Annotated in this window: 14 protein-coding genes and 1 pseudogene; 7 read left to right on the top strand and 8 right to left on the bottom strand. The window is 57.8% G+C overall.

Features of this window, described 5'->3' with window-relative positions:
- Nucleotides 1-41 precede the first annotated feature (41 nt).
- Entirely contained in the window at nt 42-1,655 is a 1,614-nt protein-coding gene (locus RYC17_RS02935; protein WP_058400257.1) for a methyl-accepting chemotaxis protein, read from the bottom strand.
- Nucleotides 1,656-1,865: 210 nt separating this feature from the next.
- Between RYC17_RS02935 and RYC17_RS02930 the strand changes: the two genes are divergently transcribed.
- Nucleotides 1,866-2,810 (top strand): DNA/RNA non-specific endonuclease, encoded by a 945-nt coding sequence (locus RYC17_RS02930; protein WP_316902514.1) that lies wholly within the window; start codon nt 1,866-1,868, stop codon nt 2,808-2,810.
- A gap of 144 nt (nt 2,811-2,954) precedes the next feature.
- On the opposite strand, the gene RYC17_RS02925 is transcribed toward RYC17_RS02930, so the two are convergent.
- From RYC17_RS02925 to RYC17_RS02905, 6 genes and pseudogenes are all read right to left on the bottom strand, one after another.
- A complete protein-coding gene (locus RYC17_RS02925; RefSeq protein ID WP_316902513.1) occupies nt 2,955-3,875 on the bottom strand; it encodes a substrate-binding domain-containing protein in 921 nt (306 codons plus the stop codon).
- A gap of 17 nt (nt 3,876-3,892) precedes the next feature.
- Nucleotides 3,893-4,651, bottom strand: a complete 759-nt coding sequence (locus RYC17_RS26870; RefSeq protein ID WP_404944460.1) for a methyl-accepting chemotaxis protein — start codon at nt 4,649-4,651, stop codon at nt 3,893-3,895.
- 96 nt (nt 4,652-4,747) lie between these two features.
- Nucleotides 4,748-5,170 (bottom strand): annotated as a pseudogene (locus RYC17_RS26865) (HAMP domain-containing protein); the annotation flags it as partial.
- A gap of 907 nt (nt 5,171-6,077) precedes the next feature.
- Nucleotides 6,078-6,914, bottom strand: a complete 837-nt coding sequence (locus tag RYC17_RS02915) for a DUF1206 domain-containing protein (protein WP_122259770.1) — start codon at nt 6,912-6,914, stop codon at nt 6,078-6,080.
- Between the two features lie 110 nt (nt 6,915-7,024).
- Nucleotides 7,025-8,116, bottom strand: a complete 1,092-nt coding sequence (locus RYC17_RS02910) for an SMP-30/gluconolactonase/LRE family protein (protein WP_316902512.1) — start codon at nt 8,114-8,116, stop codon at nt 7,025-7,027.
- Between the two features lie 118 nt (nt 8,117-8,234).
- On the bottom strand, nt 8,235-8,534 hold the full coding sequence (locus tag RYC17_RS02905; RefSeq protein ID WP_316902511.1) for a hypothetical protein: 300 nt from the start codon (nt 8,532-8,534) through the stop codon (nt 8,235-8,237).
- A 432-nt stretch (nt 8,535-8,966) separates the two neighbouring features.
- Here RYC17_RS02905 and RYC17_RS02900 point away from each other — a divergent pair, with 432 nt between their 5' ends.
- The 3 genes from RYC17_RS02900 (at nt 8,967) to RYC17_RS02890 (ending at nt 10,882) form a co-directional block, all read left to right on the top strand.
- Entirely contained in the window at nt 8,967-9,338 is a 372-nt protein-coding gene (locus tag RYC17_RS02900) for a hypothetical protein (RefSeq protein ID WP_316902510.1), read from the top strand.
- Nucleotide 9,339: 1 nt separating this feature from the next.
- Nucleotides 9,340-9,522, top strand: coding sequence for a DUF1289 domain-containing protein (locus RYC17_RS02895; RefSeq protein WP_004665593.1), 183 nt, complete (start codon nt 9,340-9,342; stop codon nt 9,520-9,522).
- Nucleotides 9,523-9,628: 106 nt separating this feature from the next.
- A complete protein-coding gene (locus RYC17_RS02890; protein WP_058400247.1) occupies nt 9,629-10,882 on the top strand; it encodes an MFS transporter in 1,254 nt (417 codons plus the stop codon).
- 6 nt (nt 10,883-10,888) lie between these two features.
- On the opposite strand, the gene RYC17_RS02885 is transcribed toward RYC17_RS02890, so the two are convergent.
- Nucleotides 10,889-11,629: a carbon-nitrogen hydrolase family protein gene (locus tag RYC17_RS02885; protein ID WP_316902508.1), complete on the bottom strand. Its 741-nt coding sequence runs from the start codon at nt 11,627-11,629 to the stop codon at nt 10,889-10,891.
- A gap of 162 nt (nt 11,630-11,791) precedes the next feature.
- Here RYC17_RS02885 and RYC17_RS02880 point away from each other — a divergent pair, with 162 nt between their 5' ends.
- The 3 genes from RYC17_RS02880 to RYC17_RS02870 all read left to right on the top strand — a co-directional run bounded on the left by RYC17_RS02880 (nt 11,792) and on the right by RYC17_RS02870 (nt 16,197).
- A complete protein-coding gene (locus RYC17_RS02880) occupies nt 11,792-13,093 on the top strand; it encodes an Nramp family divalent metal transporter (protein WP_058400245.1) in 1,302 nt (433 codons plus the stop codon).
- Nucleotides 13,094-13,318: 225 nt separating this feature from the next.
- Nucleotides 13,319-15,430 carry a TonB-dependent siderophore receptor gene (locus RYC17_RS02875; protein ID WP_316902506.1) on the top strand — a complete coding sequence of 704 codons (2,112 nt, stop codon included), beginning with the start codon at nt 13,319-13,321 and terminating at the stop codon, nt 15,428-15,430.
- A gap of 38 nt (nt 15,431-15,468) precedes the next feature.
- Nucleotides 15,469-16,197 carry a DUF4198 domain-containing protein gene (locus tag RYC17_RS02870; RefSeq protein WP_057402788.1) on the top strand — a complete coding sequence of 243 codons (729 nt, stop codon included), beginning with the start codon at nt 15,469-15,471 and terminating at the stop codon, nt 16,195-16,197.
- Nucleotides 16,198-16,575 lie beyond the last annotated feature (378 nt).

The following is a 16,575-nucleotide window of genomic DNA, read 5'->3' as shown; positions in this document are numbered from 1 at the left end:
CGAATGCGCCGGAGAGTACTGCAGGTTGGGGCTATTTGATATCAAAGACGGAAACGATCCACCGATTGTGAAAGCTGCCCGGCCATTGCCGAGAGTTCATCGGTGGTGCTGGCGGTCTGCCCGATGACCCGGCTGTTGCCCTCGGACATGCTGGCAATCATCTCCACCTGGTGAGCGATTTCGTTACTGGCCAGGCTCTGTTCACCGATGGTGCGAGTGATGTCGTTGACCAGCTGTGTGGTGCTCAACGTGGCCTCTAGTATCTCGCTGATCGAGCGTTGCACCTCGGCAGTGACGGCCATGCCCTTGTCGACCTGGGCAACGCCTGCTTCCATGCTGGTAACCGCCTCCCGGGTACTTTGCTGAATACGAGCGACCATCGCGGTGATTTCCTGAGTCGAGGTACTGGTGCGCCCCGCCAGATTGCGAACTTCATCGGCAACCACGGCAAAACCCCGACCCTGCTCGCCAGCGCGTGCAGCTTCAATGGCTGCGTTAAGCGCCAGCAGGTTAGTCTGATCGGCAATGCCCTTGATCACCTGAATGATATTGAAAATTCCTTCCGAGTCCTTGTCCAGCGTACGGATCACCTGCGCTGACAGCTGCGCCGAGCGGGCAATGCTGTCCATGTCACTGACCACCTGATGAATCACCCGGCCACCATTTTTCGCCAGTGTCTCAGCCTGATTTGCCATCTCCAGTGCGTGCCCGGCATGCCGGGTGATTTCTTCGATGCTCGCCGTCATCTCGCTGGTCGCTGCCGACATGGTGCCCGCTGCCGAGCTCTGCTGCCGACTGCTGTCGGCCACTTCATGGCAGCCACTGCTGAGCTGGCGGCTCATACCACTGACGCCATGCGCGTTGCTGCGCACCACTTCGATCATCCCGCGCAGGTCGCGCTGCATGACCGCCAGACTGCGAATCAGCATGCTGGCCTCATCACGGCCACGGGGCTCGTTGATAGGTTCACTGAGATTGCCGTGAGCAATGCTGTCGGCAATGCGGCTGGCAGAGGCAAGAGGAATCATGATGCTGCGGGTTACCCAACGGCCCTGAACCAGAAGCAGCAGGATACTGGCCACCAGCACCACAACCAGAGCGATGTTGGCGCTGCGGATTGCCTGACGGGCACCTTCGCCGCTTGCCTTGAAATTCCCCTCGATCAGGTCGCTGAGACTGGACATCTGCTCTTCCAGTTGCGTGAAGGCGCTGGTGAACGTGCCCAGTTCCTGTTGCGCTCGCTCCGGATTATCCAGAGCCAGACCGACAATACGCTCGCCACTGGCAATATAGGTATCGAGGCTCGGCTTGATCCTGTTCAGCTCCGCCTTGATCGCTTCGGTGATGGGAAGTTTGAGGTTATCGTTCAGCACAGCGCGAAAATGTGCAGCATGTTCATCAAGGGACTTCTGCACCTCTTCACGCGTGCTGTTGCTTTTGCCCAGGCCGACCAGCATCGCCGACAGCACATCGGCACGCAGCGCATCGTGCATCATGTCGGCTTCCAGATGATTGCTGAGCGCGGTCATGCTGACCTCGCTGTCGATCATCGCCGTCTCCGTGCGGGTATTGCCCACATAGTTGACCAGGCTGATGATCAGAACCGTCAGCACGCTAGTGCCAATCAACAACAATAGACGTAGCTTTATCGACATCCTGATGTCCCCTGCGATCAGTGAAATAACATGAACTGCGGAGTGCTCTTATTCAGAGCTTATCGACGCCTGTTACCCGTAACTTGAACCCGTTTACAGTTTTTTACCGTATGAGTGCCCGCGAACGATCGATTACCCGGCCTGACGTCGACCTGTAACGCGGCTATGGTGAACTGTAATGAACTCACGCCCACCGCAGGAGCCAACCAAGTGTCTGACAAAAAGCCCGCTATCGATCTCACCTACCGACCACGCCTCGCCGACCTCAAGCCACTGCTCCCTTCGGCCGAATTGCTTGCACCGCAACCTCTTGCATCGCCACGCACCACACCGGCGAGCGAATTGCAGAAACGTAAGGGGTATGTCGAGAATTTTCTCGGTGACTTCGTCGTGCCATGGCCTTCGACCGACGCGGAGCTGGCACCGGATGTCTATCCGCTGGACAACGTCGGCAATCGCCTCGATTACACCCACTTTTCAATCACCATGTCGCGCAGTCGGCGTCTGGCCCTGTATGTCGGTGTCAATATCGACGGTGCCAGCAGCGTCGAGGTCAAGCGTGGCAAGGATTCGTGGTCTTTTGATGGCAGGCTGCCTGCCGAGGCGCAGATCGGCGAAAGCCTGTACGCCGACAATCTGCTGGATCGCGGTCATCTGGTCAGGCGTCAGGACCCTAATTGGGGCAAGGAAGCCGAAACGGCCAACAGCGATACCTTTCACTTCACCAACTGCTCACCGCAGATGGCCGCCTTCAATCAGAAGACATGGCTGGAACTTGAGTACTACATCCTTGAGAACACGCGTCGCTGGAAATCCCGGGTAACCGTTTTCAGCGGGCCGGTGCTGCGCGAAGACGACCGCAGCTACCGCAACGTCAAGATCCCTTCGGCATTCTGGAAGGTCGTGGCGTTTCTTGGCGACGACGGCAAACCTTCGGCCAGCGCCTACATGATCGACCAGAGCAGCGAGCTGGGTAAGCTGGACATCGTATTCGGTCCACTCAGAACCTGGCAGCGCAGCGTCCTGCAGATCGAAAAACTCACCGGCATCAGCTTCGGCGACCTGGCCAGCTACGACGGTTTCTCCAACGAAGAGCGCCTGACCGGCACGCGCATCGAAGCACAGATTCGCGGGCCGCAGGATATTCGGGTCTAGCGCTTTATAGACAAGCCCTGAGATACCCTGGAGTGGGCCCGTGCCCGGAAGGCGTGACAGCTTCCGGGCTGATTGGAACATGTGTCCAACGCTGAGCGCTCCGCGTGCAGATCACTGGAGCGACAGTCAGTCCACACCGCAGCCTTACTCGAACTGCTGGCGATTCTCCGGGGTGATGAGTTTGAACGGCACCCAGATGACCGGAGATGCCAGCGTTTCGCCACGCGCCATGCTCAACGCTGCATCTACTGCACCGTTGGCCTGCCCGACCGCGTCCTGGAACACGCTGACGGCCATCTTGCCCTCGGCCATCAGCTTCAGGCCGTCCGGGGTGCCGTCGATGCCGCCCACCAGATAATCCCTGGCATTCTTACCGGCCTTTTCCAGCCCCATGATCGCACCGATCGCCATTTCGTCGTTGTTGGCCGCGACGATAGAGAAGTCCACACCCTGCTTGACCCAGTCAATCACGATTGTCGCGGCCTGGCTGCGCTCCCAGTTGCCGATTTTCTTCTGCACGACCTTCATGTTCGGGTACTTGGCGACCACCTTTTCCACGTCCTCGGTGCGCATGACCGACGACTTGTTACTCGGATCACCCACCAGAATCACCACGTTACCCTTGTAACCGGCACGACGGGCCAGCTCTTCCATTTGCAAAGTGCCGGACTCCAGTTCGTCAGAACCGACAAATGCCGTCAGCGCAGGCCACTTGGCAGGTTCCGGATTGCGGTTGACGAATACCAGCGGAACCTTGGCCTCATTGGCCAGACGCATCATTTCCGCTGCACTTTTGCCGTTCACCATAGCAACAACGATGGCATCGACTTTCGAATTGACCAGGTTGCGGAATTGCCGCATCTGCAGCTCGACGTCGTCCTGACCGTTCTCCATGAAGATGTCGGCATCCAGCAGCGCCACCTGTTTTTCCACCCCGTGGCGCAGAATGGTCTGAAAATTGTCGTTGTACTTGGCCATACCCACGCCGATCAATGGCGTGGCAGCCTGTGTCAGGCCGGCGACCAGCAGGCTCGCACTCAGGGAAATCGATAACCACTGTTTCATGTTCTGACTCCCGGGCATCAAACGCTGAAATGATGGAGCAGCTCGCGCTGATCCCTGGCCATTTTCGACAGGTCCTGACTGCTGCTCGCAGACTGTTCGGCACCGTCAGCGGCCTGCTGGGCAGAATCGTTGATGTGCGTGACCATGCGACTGGTTTCCTGCACCGTTGCGCTTTGCTGCTCGGTGGCAGCTGCGATCTGGATATTCATGTCGCGAATCGTGTCCACTGCCTCGCCCATTTCCACCAGTAACTGGTCGGCACCGGAAGCCAGCGTCACGCAGTGATTGGACTGGATCTGGCTTTCGTTCATCACCTGCACAGCCGAGTGGATCTTGCTCTGCATCTGGCCGATCATTTCCTGAATCTCGCTGGTCGAGGTCTGGGTGCGGCTGGCCAGCGAACGTACTTCATCGGCCACCACCGCAAAGCCCCTGCCCTGTTCACCCGCGCGTGCCGCTTCGATGGCCGCGTTGAGCGCCAGCAAGTTGGTCTGCTCGGCAATGGTACGAATGGCATCGACAATACCGTCAATGTTCTGCCCGTACTTCTGCAGCTCGTCGGTGACCGCAGACGCCTTGTTGACCTGTTCAGCCTGCTGACGAATGTTGACGATGGTTTCAGCCACGCGCTTCTGCACCTTGCTGGTCAGTTCGCTGGTGCTGTCCACCGCGCCACGCGTGTCCTGAGCACGACGGGCCACTTCTTCCACGGTGCTTTCCATTTCATTCATGGCCGACGCGGCAGAATTGAGACGGTCTTTCTGCTCGTCGACCACGCGGGTGGTCTGTTCACTGATCTGCGCGTTCTGACTGGCAGTCAACGCCAGTGTGTCGGCAGAGCCGATCAACTGCCGAAACGTCTGTTGCAACGACTGGGTGAATTCATTGAGGTAACCGCCCAGCTCGCCGAACTCGTCGCGACGGCTGACATCGAAACGCACCCGCATGTCGCCGCTGGTGAGGGTCTTGAGCACCTCGCGAAACGCTGCCAATGGACGCCGAAGGCTGAAGGCGACCCAGGTACCGATGACTGCCGCTGCGATTACCGCCAGCAGGCAAGCGATCAGCAGCAGGCTGAGGCCGGTGGCGATGGTCGAATCTGCACCCGCCTTGGCCTCATTAGCCACCGCCAGTGACTGATTGCCGAACTCGCCGATCTTGTCCAGTGTTGCCTGAAGACGGGTTTCCGCAGCCTGGCGCTGTTTGCCGACCTGCTCGGCGAGCGCCGCTTCCTGCCTGTAGGCCTGATAAACGCCATCACTGCCGGTGAGGTCGTTAAGCAGGCGGTTGACCATCACACCAGCAATACGACCGCCGCGTGGATCTACTGCAGTCAGTTCGCGCGCCCGAGTGCTGATTACCTCATCCTGCAGGTTGAGCACACGCTGCAAGGTCTGGATATCCGGCGTCGCCGCATGAGCCGCCAGCCCTTCGTAGGATTTGCCGACTTCCAGCAGCAGCTTTTCACCTGCTGCCACATTATCCGCAGCCCCTGCACTGCGCTCGCGGGCAATGTAATCACGAAGATAACCGGTCAGCTGTGCGCCCTGGCTGCTGCTGTAGCCCTGCAATACCCGGCTCTGGAGTGACTGCAAAACGTGCTGTCGATGACTGGCAATCAGGGTCTGCGCCTGTTCGGCATAAGCAGCGCTCAACTGACGCTGCTGATTCAGGTTGTCGCGCAGTTCAGCGCGGTCGCCGATATAGGCAGGCGTGCTGTCCAGCAACTGATTGAACCGGGCCATGCTGTCGTTGAAGGGCTGCTTGCCATCGTCAATCTGCTTGGGGTCAGTGCTGACCAGAATCCCGAGCAGTGCCTGATTGGCGCGCAGCACATGTACGTAAAGCTCGCTCGCCGCCCTGCTCAAGGGTGCCGACTGCCCGGTAATGATGCTGATCCGGTCGCTTATGGAATGGGTGCTTTGGTAGCTGATACCTGCCATGGCGAGCAGCAGCACAACCAGCACGGCAAACCCACCGATCACTCGCTGAAGAATGGTCATGGCTATCCTCTTTTATTTTTATTGCGCCGAATCTGATCCGGGCCTGCGCAGAGAACGTCAGTCCGGAAAATGATCGGAGCTCAAGAGAGAATGTCGGCCGGGCAGAAGGCGACTTGAGGCATGGTTCACATTATCTTTATCGAAAAAAGGGCCGCCTGACCTGAAAGATCACGCAGCCCTTTGACTACCCGCATGGAGATCAGCGGAAATGACGCGCTACCGCCTCCGGTGCATCAGGCACATCCATGTTGATCCTGCGCCATGCGGCCTGGGCGAAGCTGTACACCGAAAACGCGATCAGACCCAGCGCCACGATCAGCAGCACCAGACCACCGGCAGGCAGATCCTGCAAACCGTTGAGCGCATCCTTCATGCCCGGCGGGTGCATGGCCTGATAGCTAGAACCGCTTACGGCCAGTAACACCGCAATTTCGATAAACGCCACGCCGCGCGCGATCAGCCCGAAGCGCGACACCGGACGCACATATTTCATGACGTCTTCATCAGCCTCGAAATACTTCACGAAGGAAGCCTTGTAGCCCTTGATGATATGCACAATGCCCAGCGCCAGGGGCACCAGTGCCACGACGTAGACCAGCAGGTTGGAGTGATCCCAGGACAGAAGCGTTGCCAACAGGTCCTTCGCCTGACCACCACCCGATGAGCCACCGGAGCTCTTGAGCCCGCTGACCAGCAGGCCCAGCGCGAAAAACGCCAATGCCCCGTAAGTAAAGCCGCCCACCAGAAGACCGCCACGAATCACCAGCCCCTTGAGTTCGCGGCCATGATGATCCACGTCACGCGTAGCCTGCAGCACACGCCATGCAGCGAACGCCAGCAGGCCAACAATCACCAGCCCGACCAGCACACTGCCGAACGGCTGGCTCAACAAGGCTTCAAGACTGCTGTGGCTATCGGCAGGCTGCGAAGATCCCTGCGCCGCCAATACCGCGAACAGACCAATAATCAGATAAACAACACCACGGGCGGCATAACCGCCTCGTGCAAGTAGAACAAGGCCGCGTTGCGCCGACATAAATAACTATCCCTGAGAGTAATTACAGGAACAGACCCGACATGTTCACAGGGGTTCGACCCGATTGACGGCGTGCGCACATTGCACGCCGTCAGTGGGCTCATGACCCTTCAGGCAAACGTGGCGCCTCGCGTATTCACGAACACCGAGTAAAGTGAATGGCTGCTGGCCATGAACAGCCGATTGCCCTCTCGCCCGCCGAAGCAGACATTGGCGCAGCGCTCCGGCAAGCTGATATGGCCGATGGCCTTGCCTTGAGGGTTGAACACTCGCACGCCGTCGAGTTTCTCCATATCCGCCTTTGGATCACCGTTACCTCCCCAGCCGCACCACAAGTTGCCGCTTTCGTCGCATTTGATGCCGTCGATGGCGGCGTAGTCGAGACCTTCGATGTGTTTGCGCCGCTCGCCCAGCGTGCCGTCTTCGTTGACCGCTATCGCCCAGATGAGGCCGTGGGGTTTGGCGCGCCCTTCGACCACATACAAGGTTTTCTCGTCCGGCGAGAAGCACAAACCATTCGGGCCTGCCAGATCATCGATGACCCTGGAAACCTTGCCGTTTGACGGGTCTATGCGATAGACGCCGAAGGGTTGCTCCTGCTTGACCTTTTGACCTTCGTAGTTGCTTTCGGCCTGGAAGGTAGGATCGGTGAACCAGATAGACCCATCGCGTTTGCAGGCGATGTCGTTGGGCGAATTGAAAGGCTTGCCCTCGAAGCTGTCGGCCAGCACGGTGATACGCCCGTTGTACTCGGTACGCGTCACCCGCCGTCCTTCGGTGGTGGTGCTCGACCCCTCACAGACCAGCAGCCTGCCCTGGCGATCGCGGCACATGCCATTGGAAAAGTTTGAATGCTCGCGGTACACCGACAGCTGACCCGTTACCTCGTCCCAGCGCATGATCCGATTGTTGGCGATATCGCTGACCAGCAAGTAGCGACCGTCACCCACCCACACCGGCCCTTCGGCCCAGCGCATGCCGCTGGCCAGCTTCTCGACGCTGGCATTGAATATTCGTATTTGGGTAAAGCTGTCATCCAGAACACTGACCAATGGGTCGGGGTAGCGCTGGGTCAACGGCTGAGCGCTGGAAAGACGCGGCAATGCGCCAATGGCGGCAACCGTGGCCGAAACAGCCAGTGATTGTTTCAGGAAGCCTCTGCGGCTCTGATCGGCTTTACTGCCTGACGGAGAAAATTCCATGATGAGCATCCATTATATTATTTTTGGGAATGCGCCAGCCTTGCGGCCGCACGCCATCCTACAAGATACCGCTGGATGGCTTGAATAATGGCCGTGTGCGATCAGATAATATTAAGGGTTATCTGCCAGCTTGCTTATTTGCTGTTGACTGCCGTTCTGCTCTGAGCGTATGAAGCACTTTAGCTGCAGCGCCTACAAGAAAAGTCGATGGCACCAGCACTACGAATACCATCAAGGCAAGAAGCATAAACTCTCCATCCTCGCCACCGATTATGCCCAGCGCATTTGCAGCAGAAATATACAGATCGAGGCCTGTTTCGGTTTGAAGTAGCCAGCCCAGCAGACCCAACGCGACTAGCCATTTGGTGAGCAGTATAGAAAGCACCAGAATCAGCACACTGCGAAGAACTATTTTCATCTCACATCAACGTCGGAAAGCTCAATCCAGTTTTTTAAAACTCCATCGAATGATTCGCCCGGAATACCTTCGATGTGCATAGAGGTATCAAATGCCATGTAACGCTCCTTGACCATAAATTAAAAACGGCTCAACGGCTTGGCTTTTCAAGCCTGAAACGCTCTTTAGCCCCAGCTAAAACTGCATTACCTTACCGAATATCAGACTACATGAGCAGCGTTCGCCAACGCCCTCATCCTGGTCCGAAAATCATGAGGGACTCATCGCAAAATAGTGTTTAACGATAAACATTCATTTGTCTGTTTGTGGCGCGTTACGTGGCGGGGATCGACGCCAGATACCGTTTCCCATCTTATGTGCTTGATCAGTACTGCGAGCACTACCTGCATCAGGTATCGTGCCTATCTTTACCTCTATACTCCAAGGCCTCCAATGCCATCCAGCAAACGCGAACAGGCCCAGACAGATCGGCGTCTGGTGAGCGCACTGACACCCGCCTGCGAAACAGCCAAAACCGAAATGCCCGGCTTCTGCTGGCTGACTCACGAAGTTGATTACGCAGCCTTCCCTGCCAGCTTGCAGGTGGTATGGGTGTTCGACACGCTGGCCGACAAGAACGCTGCGCTGGCGCGCGGGCTGGTGGAGCGGATGATCGGTCTCACGGTTGAGGCACTTGACGATGCACAGGTCGGCCTGGCAAATGTACCGGCTCATGTGCATGTCGACTGCGAAGAGCAGTGCCTGCGCGAGAACGGTGGCGACTGGCAGCAGCGTATCAAGCGCAAATACGCCAGGCGGAGTTGATATGGCAAAAGACATTGAAAACCCGTGCATTTCCGTGTGCCAGCTCAGCGGCGATCTGTGCGTGAGCTGCGGGCGTACCAAGGACGATATCCGCAAGTGGAAACGCATGAAACGTCCGGAAAAGATGGCCGCCGTGCAACGTGCCACACAGCGCATGAAAAGCCTGCAGAAAAAGAACGTGTGAAACCGAAAATTTCATCTTCGGTGCGGAAACTTCTTTAAAACGGCCCCGGTCAGTATTACCCGTGACTCGGCTACCTGGAGTCTGACGAATTACGGGAATTCCGCTCTTGGCCAGTCATGCAGATCGCCGCAACACCCTTTCACTGGATAGCCTGAATTTCTTCCTCGCCGATGTGCGTGACGGCTTGGGGCCTTACCTGGCGATCTATCTACTGGCCGTGCATAAATGGGACCCGGCCAGCATAGGCGTGGTGATGACCATCGCAGGTATTGCCGGGCTGCTGACCCAAACCCCTGCTGGCGCGCTTATCGACCGTACGCCTTACAAGCGCGCCATGATTGGCGTAGCGGCACTGCTGGTGACCCTGAGTTGCCTGATTCTGCCTTTCACTTCGTCCTTCTCGGTCGTCGCCCTGACCCAGGCGCTGAGCAGCATCGCGTCCTCGGTGTTCGCACCGGCCATCGCCGCAATCTCTCTGGGCATAACCGGGCCGAAGGCCTTTACCCGCCGCACCGGGCGCAATGAAACATTCAACCATGCAGGTAACGCCTGCGCAGCTCTGTTAGCGGGCGGCTTTGCCTACCTCTTCGGGCCTATTGCGGTGTTCTATCTGATGGCAGCGATGGCCCTGGCGAGTGTTATCGCGATCAGCTTCGTTTCTGCGGATGCCATCGACCACGACGTCGCCCGGGGTTTTGATGCGAACCACGACTCTCACGGTGCTCAGCCTTCCGGACTTGCTACGTTGCTGAGCAACAAGCCGCTGCTGCTGTTCGGCATCTGTTGCGCACTGTTCCATCTGGCCAACGCGGCCATGTTGCCACTGGTCAGTCAGAAGCTTTCGCAAATCAATATGCAGATGGCAACGCCGCTGACCTCGGCGTGCATCGTCGCAGCCCAATTGGTCATGGTGCCAGCTGCGCTGCTGGTGGGTATGAAAGCGGATGACTGGGGACGCAAGCCGCTGCTGCTGGCAGGCTTTCTGATTCTGCCGATTCGTGGTGTGCTTTATACCCTGTCAGACGACCCGTACTGGCTGGTGGCGGTGCAGATGCTCGACGGCATCGGCGCCGGCCTGTTCGGCGCGCTGTTTCCATTGATGGTCAAGGACCTCACTCAAGGCAGCGGACGTTTCAATGTAAGCCTCGGGGCGCTGTCCACTCTGTTTGGACTGGGCGCGGCGCTGAGCAACGGTCTGGCCGGTTTCGTGGTACATGCAGCGGGCTACAGCGCTGCGTTCCTGACCCTCGCGGGTGTGGCGGCGGCGGCGTTTTGTCTGTTGCTGGTGGCCGTACCGGAGACACTTTCACGTTCGAATAATGAACCTGAACTCAAACCTGACCACGCGGTGAGCACGTAAATCTGTTTACGCCACCCGAACCTGCCAGCCTTCGCGCTGGCAGGTCACAATAACCAGCCCGCTTCCTGCGCCCTGCATCCCGCCTATCCAGCGCCCTGCCCCGTCCCATAGACCGCTGCGGCCTGCCGACTCCCAGCCGCCAGTCGGTCCACCGTGATTAGCCACCAGCACTGGTAGGTTATGACGTCGGGCATGCCCCGCGAGCAGCTCTGCATCCTGTGCATAGCCACCTGGCGAAATAAGCACGCTCGCTGCATACACCCAGGCGCCACCTTCCGCCATACGCTGCACATGCGCAAGCTGAGTGAAATCAGCACACACGCACAGGCCAATCCGTTGCTGATCAATGGACAGATAGCAGTCCTTGTCTCCAGCACTGAACGCTTTGTCCTCACCGGGATGCAGGTATTGTTTGGCATAGGTAATGACGTCGCCGTCGGCGGTGAAGGTCAGCGCGCCGATCAGGATGCTGTCATTTGCTCCTCTGAGCGGTACGCCAATGGTGGTCACCAGGCGCAGCTTCATGGCCAACGCCTTAATCGGCTCAAGACGGGGGTCGTCCGCATGCACCGCCAGCTCTCGGGCCAGATCGGGTTCATAGCCTGTCAATGAGAGCTCGGGAAACAGCAGGTAACTGGCCCCAAGGTCAGCCGCGCGGTGCATGAAAGCGAGGTGTCCGGCGAGGTTCTGTTCGATATCTCCCCTTGCAGAGCAGAACTGAGCAACAGCGAGTATCGGAAACTTCATGGACTCTCCTGAGAACACAGTGGTGACAAGGGGAACATTATCTAACATGCGATGCCCGGTTCACACCTGGTTACATTTTCAACCACCACCAGCGTTGTACGACGTCTTATCTTGTCTGGCAGTGAATGACATCTCATTACAATAAAAACGGAGATTCAACGCATGCCTCATACCCCGTCTCTCAAAGAAACAGCTATACCCGCCAGCGAACCTCGCCTCAAAAAACTCGCCAAACTGCTGGGCCCCGGCATTATCGCGGTGCTGTCCTGGCTGGGCGCGGGTGATCTGATCACATCGTCGGTGGCAGGTGCCAGTTATGGCTACGCCATGATGTGGGTGCTGGCGATTTCGCTGTTGCTCAGGTTCCTGATCGTCAACATCATTGCCCGCTTCCAGCTCTGCAATAACCAGGGCATGACCATCCTGCAGGGCTATGCGCAACTGCATCCGCTGTTTGCCTGGTTCATGCTGGGCTATGCGTTGTTGATGGGCCATCTGATCAACGCTTACATGATCAAGGGTGCCGGTGAAGCGCTTGCCATGTTGCTGCACATCAATCAGCCGTTGCTCTGCTCGGTTGCGGTAGTGATCGCTGTATGGCTGCTGGTGGGACGCAATATCTACACGATGATCGAAGGCGTCATGAAGGTGTTGCTGGCAATCATGACCCTGGCGTTTCTTACCCTGGCGATCATGTCCGGTCCGGATGTCAGCGGCATCATCAAGGGCACTATCGGTTTCAGCATTCCACCCGATGAAGGCGTGCACGGGGCGCTGCTGGTGGCTGTCTCGGTGATCGGTGCCGTAGCAGGCTCTATCGCCAACTTCGTCCACCCTTACGTGATGCGTGAAAAAGGCTGGACCGGCCCCGAGCACAAACGCATTCAGCGCAACGACCTGCTGTTCGCCGTGATCGTCGGCATTATCATCAACCTGGCCATCTGGGTTGTAGGCGTCGAAATTCTCCGGCCCAACGGTATTCAGGTGAATACGCTGGCTGATCTGGGCAAGGCGCTGGAGATATTCTTCGGCCCGCTGGGCTGGTACATCTTCTTCATCGGCGTGTTCGCCACGCTGTTTGCCAGTATTTCCGGCAAGACCACCGCCTTCCCGATGCTGATCACCGATGCCTTCCAGCACATTCGCCCGAAGCGCCGCGAACGCTACGGCAAGGTGTTCCACAACGACCCAATGCACAAATGGTTCATGCTGTTCATCCTGGTCACCCCGCTGATCTGGTCGCTGCCCGGCATGCCGGACTTCGTGACCCTGACGCTGGGCGTCAACGCACTGAATATCGTGGGCCTGCCGGTCATCTCGCTGGGGCTGCTGATCATGTCCAATCAGAAGTCGCTGTTGAGCAAGGAATACCGCAACAACTGGTTCGAGAACATTGCGCTGACCTTTGCGACCGGACTGGCCTTGTGGGTGGCGTTTCAGCTGGGGACAGAGTTGCTTGCCTGAGCAGATAGAACGCTGCATGTGCGCTGAATAAACCGTCCGCGAGTCCATTTCCGTCCATGGAAATGGACTCGGTTTCAGTGATTGAATCTTCCCCCTGCCTCAAACCCTACCCTCACGCGTCAGGCTCCTGCTGATGGATACAACTGTCGCATCCTGCCAAAAACAAACAGAAATAATTCTTAAAGGAGATGTTATATTGTATCTATTATCATCAGGAAGTCTCACATGTCGTCTCGTAGAATCGCGTCTCTGGCAGGCTTGGCAATCGGGGTTTTTGGCAATACCGGCTATGCGGAGGAACATCCGCAAACCATTGAACTGGAAAGCGTCAACGTAACCTCCGACTATCAGTACGAGACAGCCACCAGTCCGGTTCAGGGCTATCGCGCTACGCGTTCGGCCACCGCCACCAAAACCGATACCGCCATTCAGGACATCCCGCAGTCGATCAGCGTAGTGCCCGCTTCGGTGCTCAAGGACCTGGGCAGTAACAGTGTCGAGCGCGCGCTTGAGTTTGCCGGGGGCGTGTCGAAACAAAACAACTTCGGTGGCCTGACGCTCTACGAATACAGCATCCGCGGCTTCACTACCTCCGAATTCTACAAGGACGGCTTCAGCGCCAACCGCGGCTACCCTGCCACACCGGATGCCGCCAACATCGAGCGTATCGAAGTGCTTAAAGGTCCCGCCGCCAGTCTGTATGGCCGTGGCGATCCTGGCGGGACGGTCAACATTGTCACTAAAAAACCCCAGCGTGAAGCCTTCACCACCCTGCAGACCAGCGCGGGTAGCTGGGATCGCTATCGCACCGCACTGGACGTCAACACACCGCTGGATGAGGAAGGCAGGCTGCTGTCGCGTGTCAATCTGGCCGTCGAAGACAACAACAGCTTTCGTGACCATGTCGAAAGCAAGCGGGTCTTCGTCGCCCCCTCATTCAGTTGGCAGTTGAACCCCGACACCAGTCTGTTGGTGGAAACCGAGTTCGTGCGGCAGACATCGACTTTTGACCGGGGCGTGGTCGCACCCAACAATAAATGGAGTGGCGTGTCCCGTTCGACCTTCCTCGGTGAACCGGATGACGACATCGACAATGACAACAACATGGTTCAGTTTGCCCTCGACCATCAACTCAGTGATGTGTGGTCGCTGCGCCTGGCCAGCCACTACAAGCAAGGCGAAATGTCAGGGTTTGCCAGCGAGGCGCGCCCATTGAATGCCGACGGCCGCACCGTCAACCGTCGTTACCGCGAACGCGACAACAACTGGCACGACAGCATCACCCAGCTGGAATTGCGCGGTCATTTCGACGCGATCGGTCTGGAGCACGAAGTGCTGATCGGCACCGAATACGAGAATTACCGCAAGAACGAGCGTGTGACTACCATTGCAGGCAGCCCATACGCCATCGACATCTACAAGCCGGTGTATGGCCAGCCGAAACCCAATGGCGCGCGTTCCGGCACTGATTTCTACGAGCACATTGAAAGCCGTGCGCTGAACCTGCAGGACCAGATTGTCTTTACCGACAAGCTGCGCGGGATGATCGGCGCGCGCTACGAACACTTCGATCAACAGATCAATGACTTCACCACCAATGCCACCTCCGGGCAGCGTCACGACGCGTTCACCCAGCGCGCCGGGCTGCTTTATCAGCTCACACCGCAGGTTGGCCTGTTCGCCAACGCATCCACCTCGTTCAAGCCGAACAATGGCCTGGACGCCGCCGGCAAAACCTTCGACCCGGAAGAAGGCATCGGTTATGAGGCCGGGATCAAGAGCGAACTGTTCGACAACCGCCTGAGCACCACCCTCGCCGCCTTCCACATAGAAAAGGAAAACGTTCTGGCCCTGGACCCGGCCACCGACACCAATCGCGCCGTGGGCAAGGCCCGCAGCCAGGGTTTCGACCTGCAATTCACCGGACAAATCACTGACGCGGTGCGGATCATCGGAGCATTCGCCTACATTGATGCCGAAGTCACCAAGGGCGACCGGACCATCCCGGCAGGCAGTCGCATCCTCGGGGTCGCCAAACACAGTGGCAGCCTGTTGAGCGTCTATGAATTTCAGGAAGGCGTATTGCGCGGTTCGGACGTGGGCGCGGCATATACCTACGTCGGCGATCGTTCCGGCCAGTCCGGCACCGACTTCGAGCTGCCAGCCTACCAGACCGTCGACCTGCTGGCTCACTATAAAGCCAGCGAGAACGTGACAGTGGGCTTGAACCTCAACAACATTTTCGATGAAAAATACTACGAGCGCTCCTACAGCAATTACTGGGTCGCGCCCGGCGAACCGCGTAACTTTACGGTCAGCCTGACACTCGGTCTTTGACTCCTGTAACCCTCGCTTCACAACAATAAGGATGCACCATGCTGTCAACAAAACCTTTCATGGCCTTGGGCCTGCTCGGCGCATTGTTCGCCAGTCAAGTAAACGCACACGGCCTGTGGACCGAACAGCGGCGCGGTAATATCGAGGTGGTCTACGGTCATGGCGCGGAAGACAACGCGTTCAAAGCGCAAAAAGTCAGCGGCGCATGGGCGTATGACCAGCAGGGCAAAATGATCCCGGTGACGGTACAACGCCTTGAGGATCACGCGCGACTGGTGCCGCTCAAGCCGCCCGCCGTGATGACGGTGGCGCTGGACAACGGCATGTGGACACGCAACGCCGAGAAAAAGTGGATCAACGAAGGCCGCAGCAAAGTGCCCAATGGCACCGACTCGATTCATACCTTCAAATACAGCGTGGCAATCTACGCAGAAGACGCGCACCTGCCCTCGTTCAGCAAACTGAATTTTGTGATCGTGCCACAGGCTGATCCATTGAAAGTCGGGGTTGGCAAACCCTTACCGGTACGCGTACTGATCGACGGCAAACCCGCCGCCGGTATCAAGCTGATCGGCGATTACCGCAGCGCACCGGATGTCGTCAGCGCCGAAACCGACGCCCAGGGCCTGGCCAGCGTCATCGTGCGCAACGAAGGGCTGAATATCATCGCTGCCGAGGTCACGCTACCCGTCAAGGACAACGCCGACATCGCCGAACGCGGCTTGTTTACCTCGCTGACGTTTGTCGGTGAGGCGCATCACGACTGATGACGCGCAGTAGCAAATTGCTTCTATTCAGGTACGCAAGGTATCTTCGGCCGACGTTGCCGAAGAACCTTGCTGGTCAAACTTTGCGCGTACCTGCTCGTGCTCGCCCTTGCAGAAAAGCACCTCCAGTTGCGGCTTCAATGAGTGGTCGAGTTTGGTCAGTTCATAGTCAACGCGTGGTGGTGCGGTTGGGGATACCGTGCGAGATGAAGCCTCACAGCGCCGCGGCCATATAGCGACGCGCAATAACGATAGTGCCCTTGCTTAACAAACGAGCCTTTTTAATCCCGTCAAAAGAGACGAGTGACCTCGCCAACGCCATATTAGCTGATACGCTAACCAAGGTATGCGACATCCGGCCATCTCATTGACTCGCTT

Source organism: Pseudomonas syringae group sp. J248-6 (assembly GCF_032586995.1).
GTDB classification, from domain to species: Bacteria; Pseudomonadota; Gammaproteobacteria; order Pseudomonadales; family Pseudomonadaceae; genus Aquipseudomonas; species Aquipseudomonas amygdali.
This window is presented reverse-complemented; position numbering and strand designations above follow the sequence as displayed.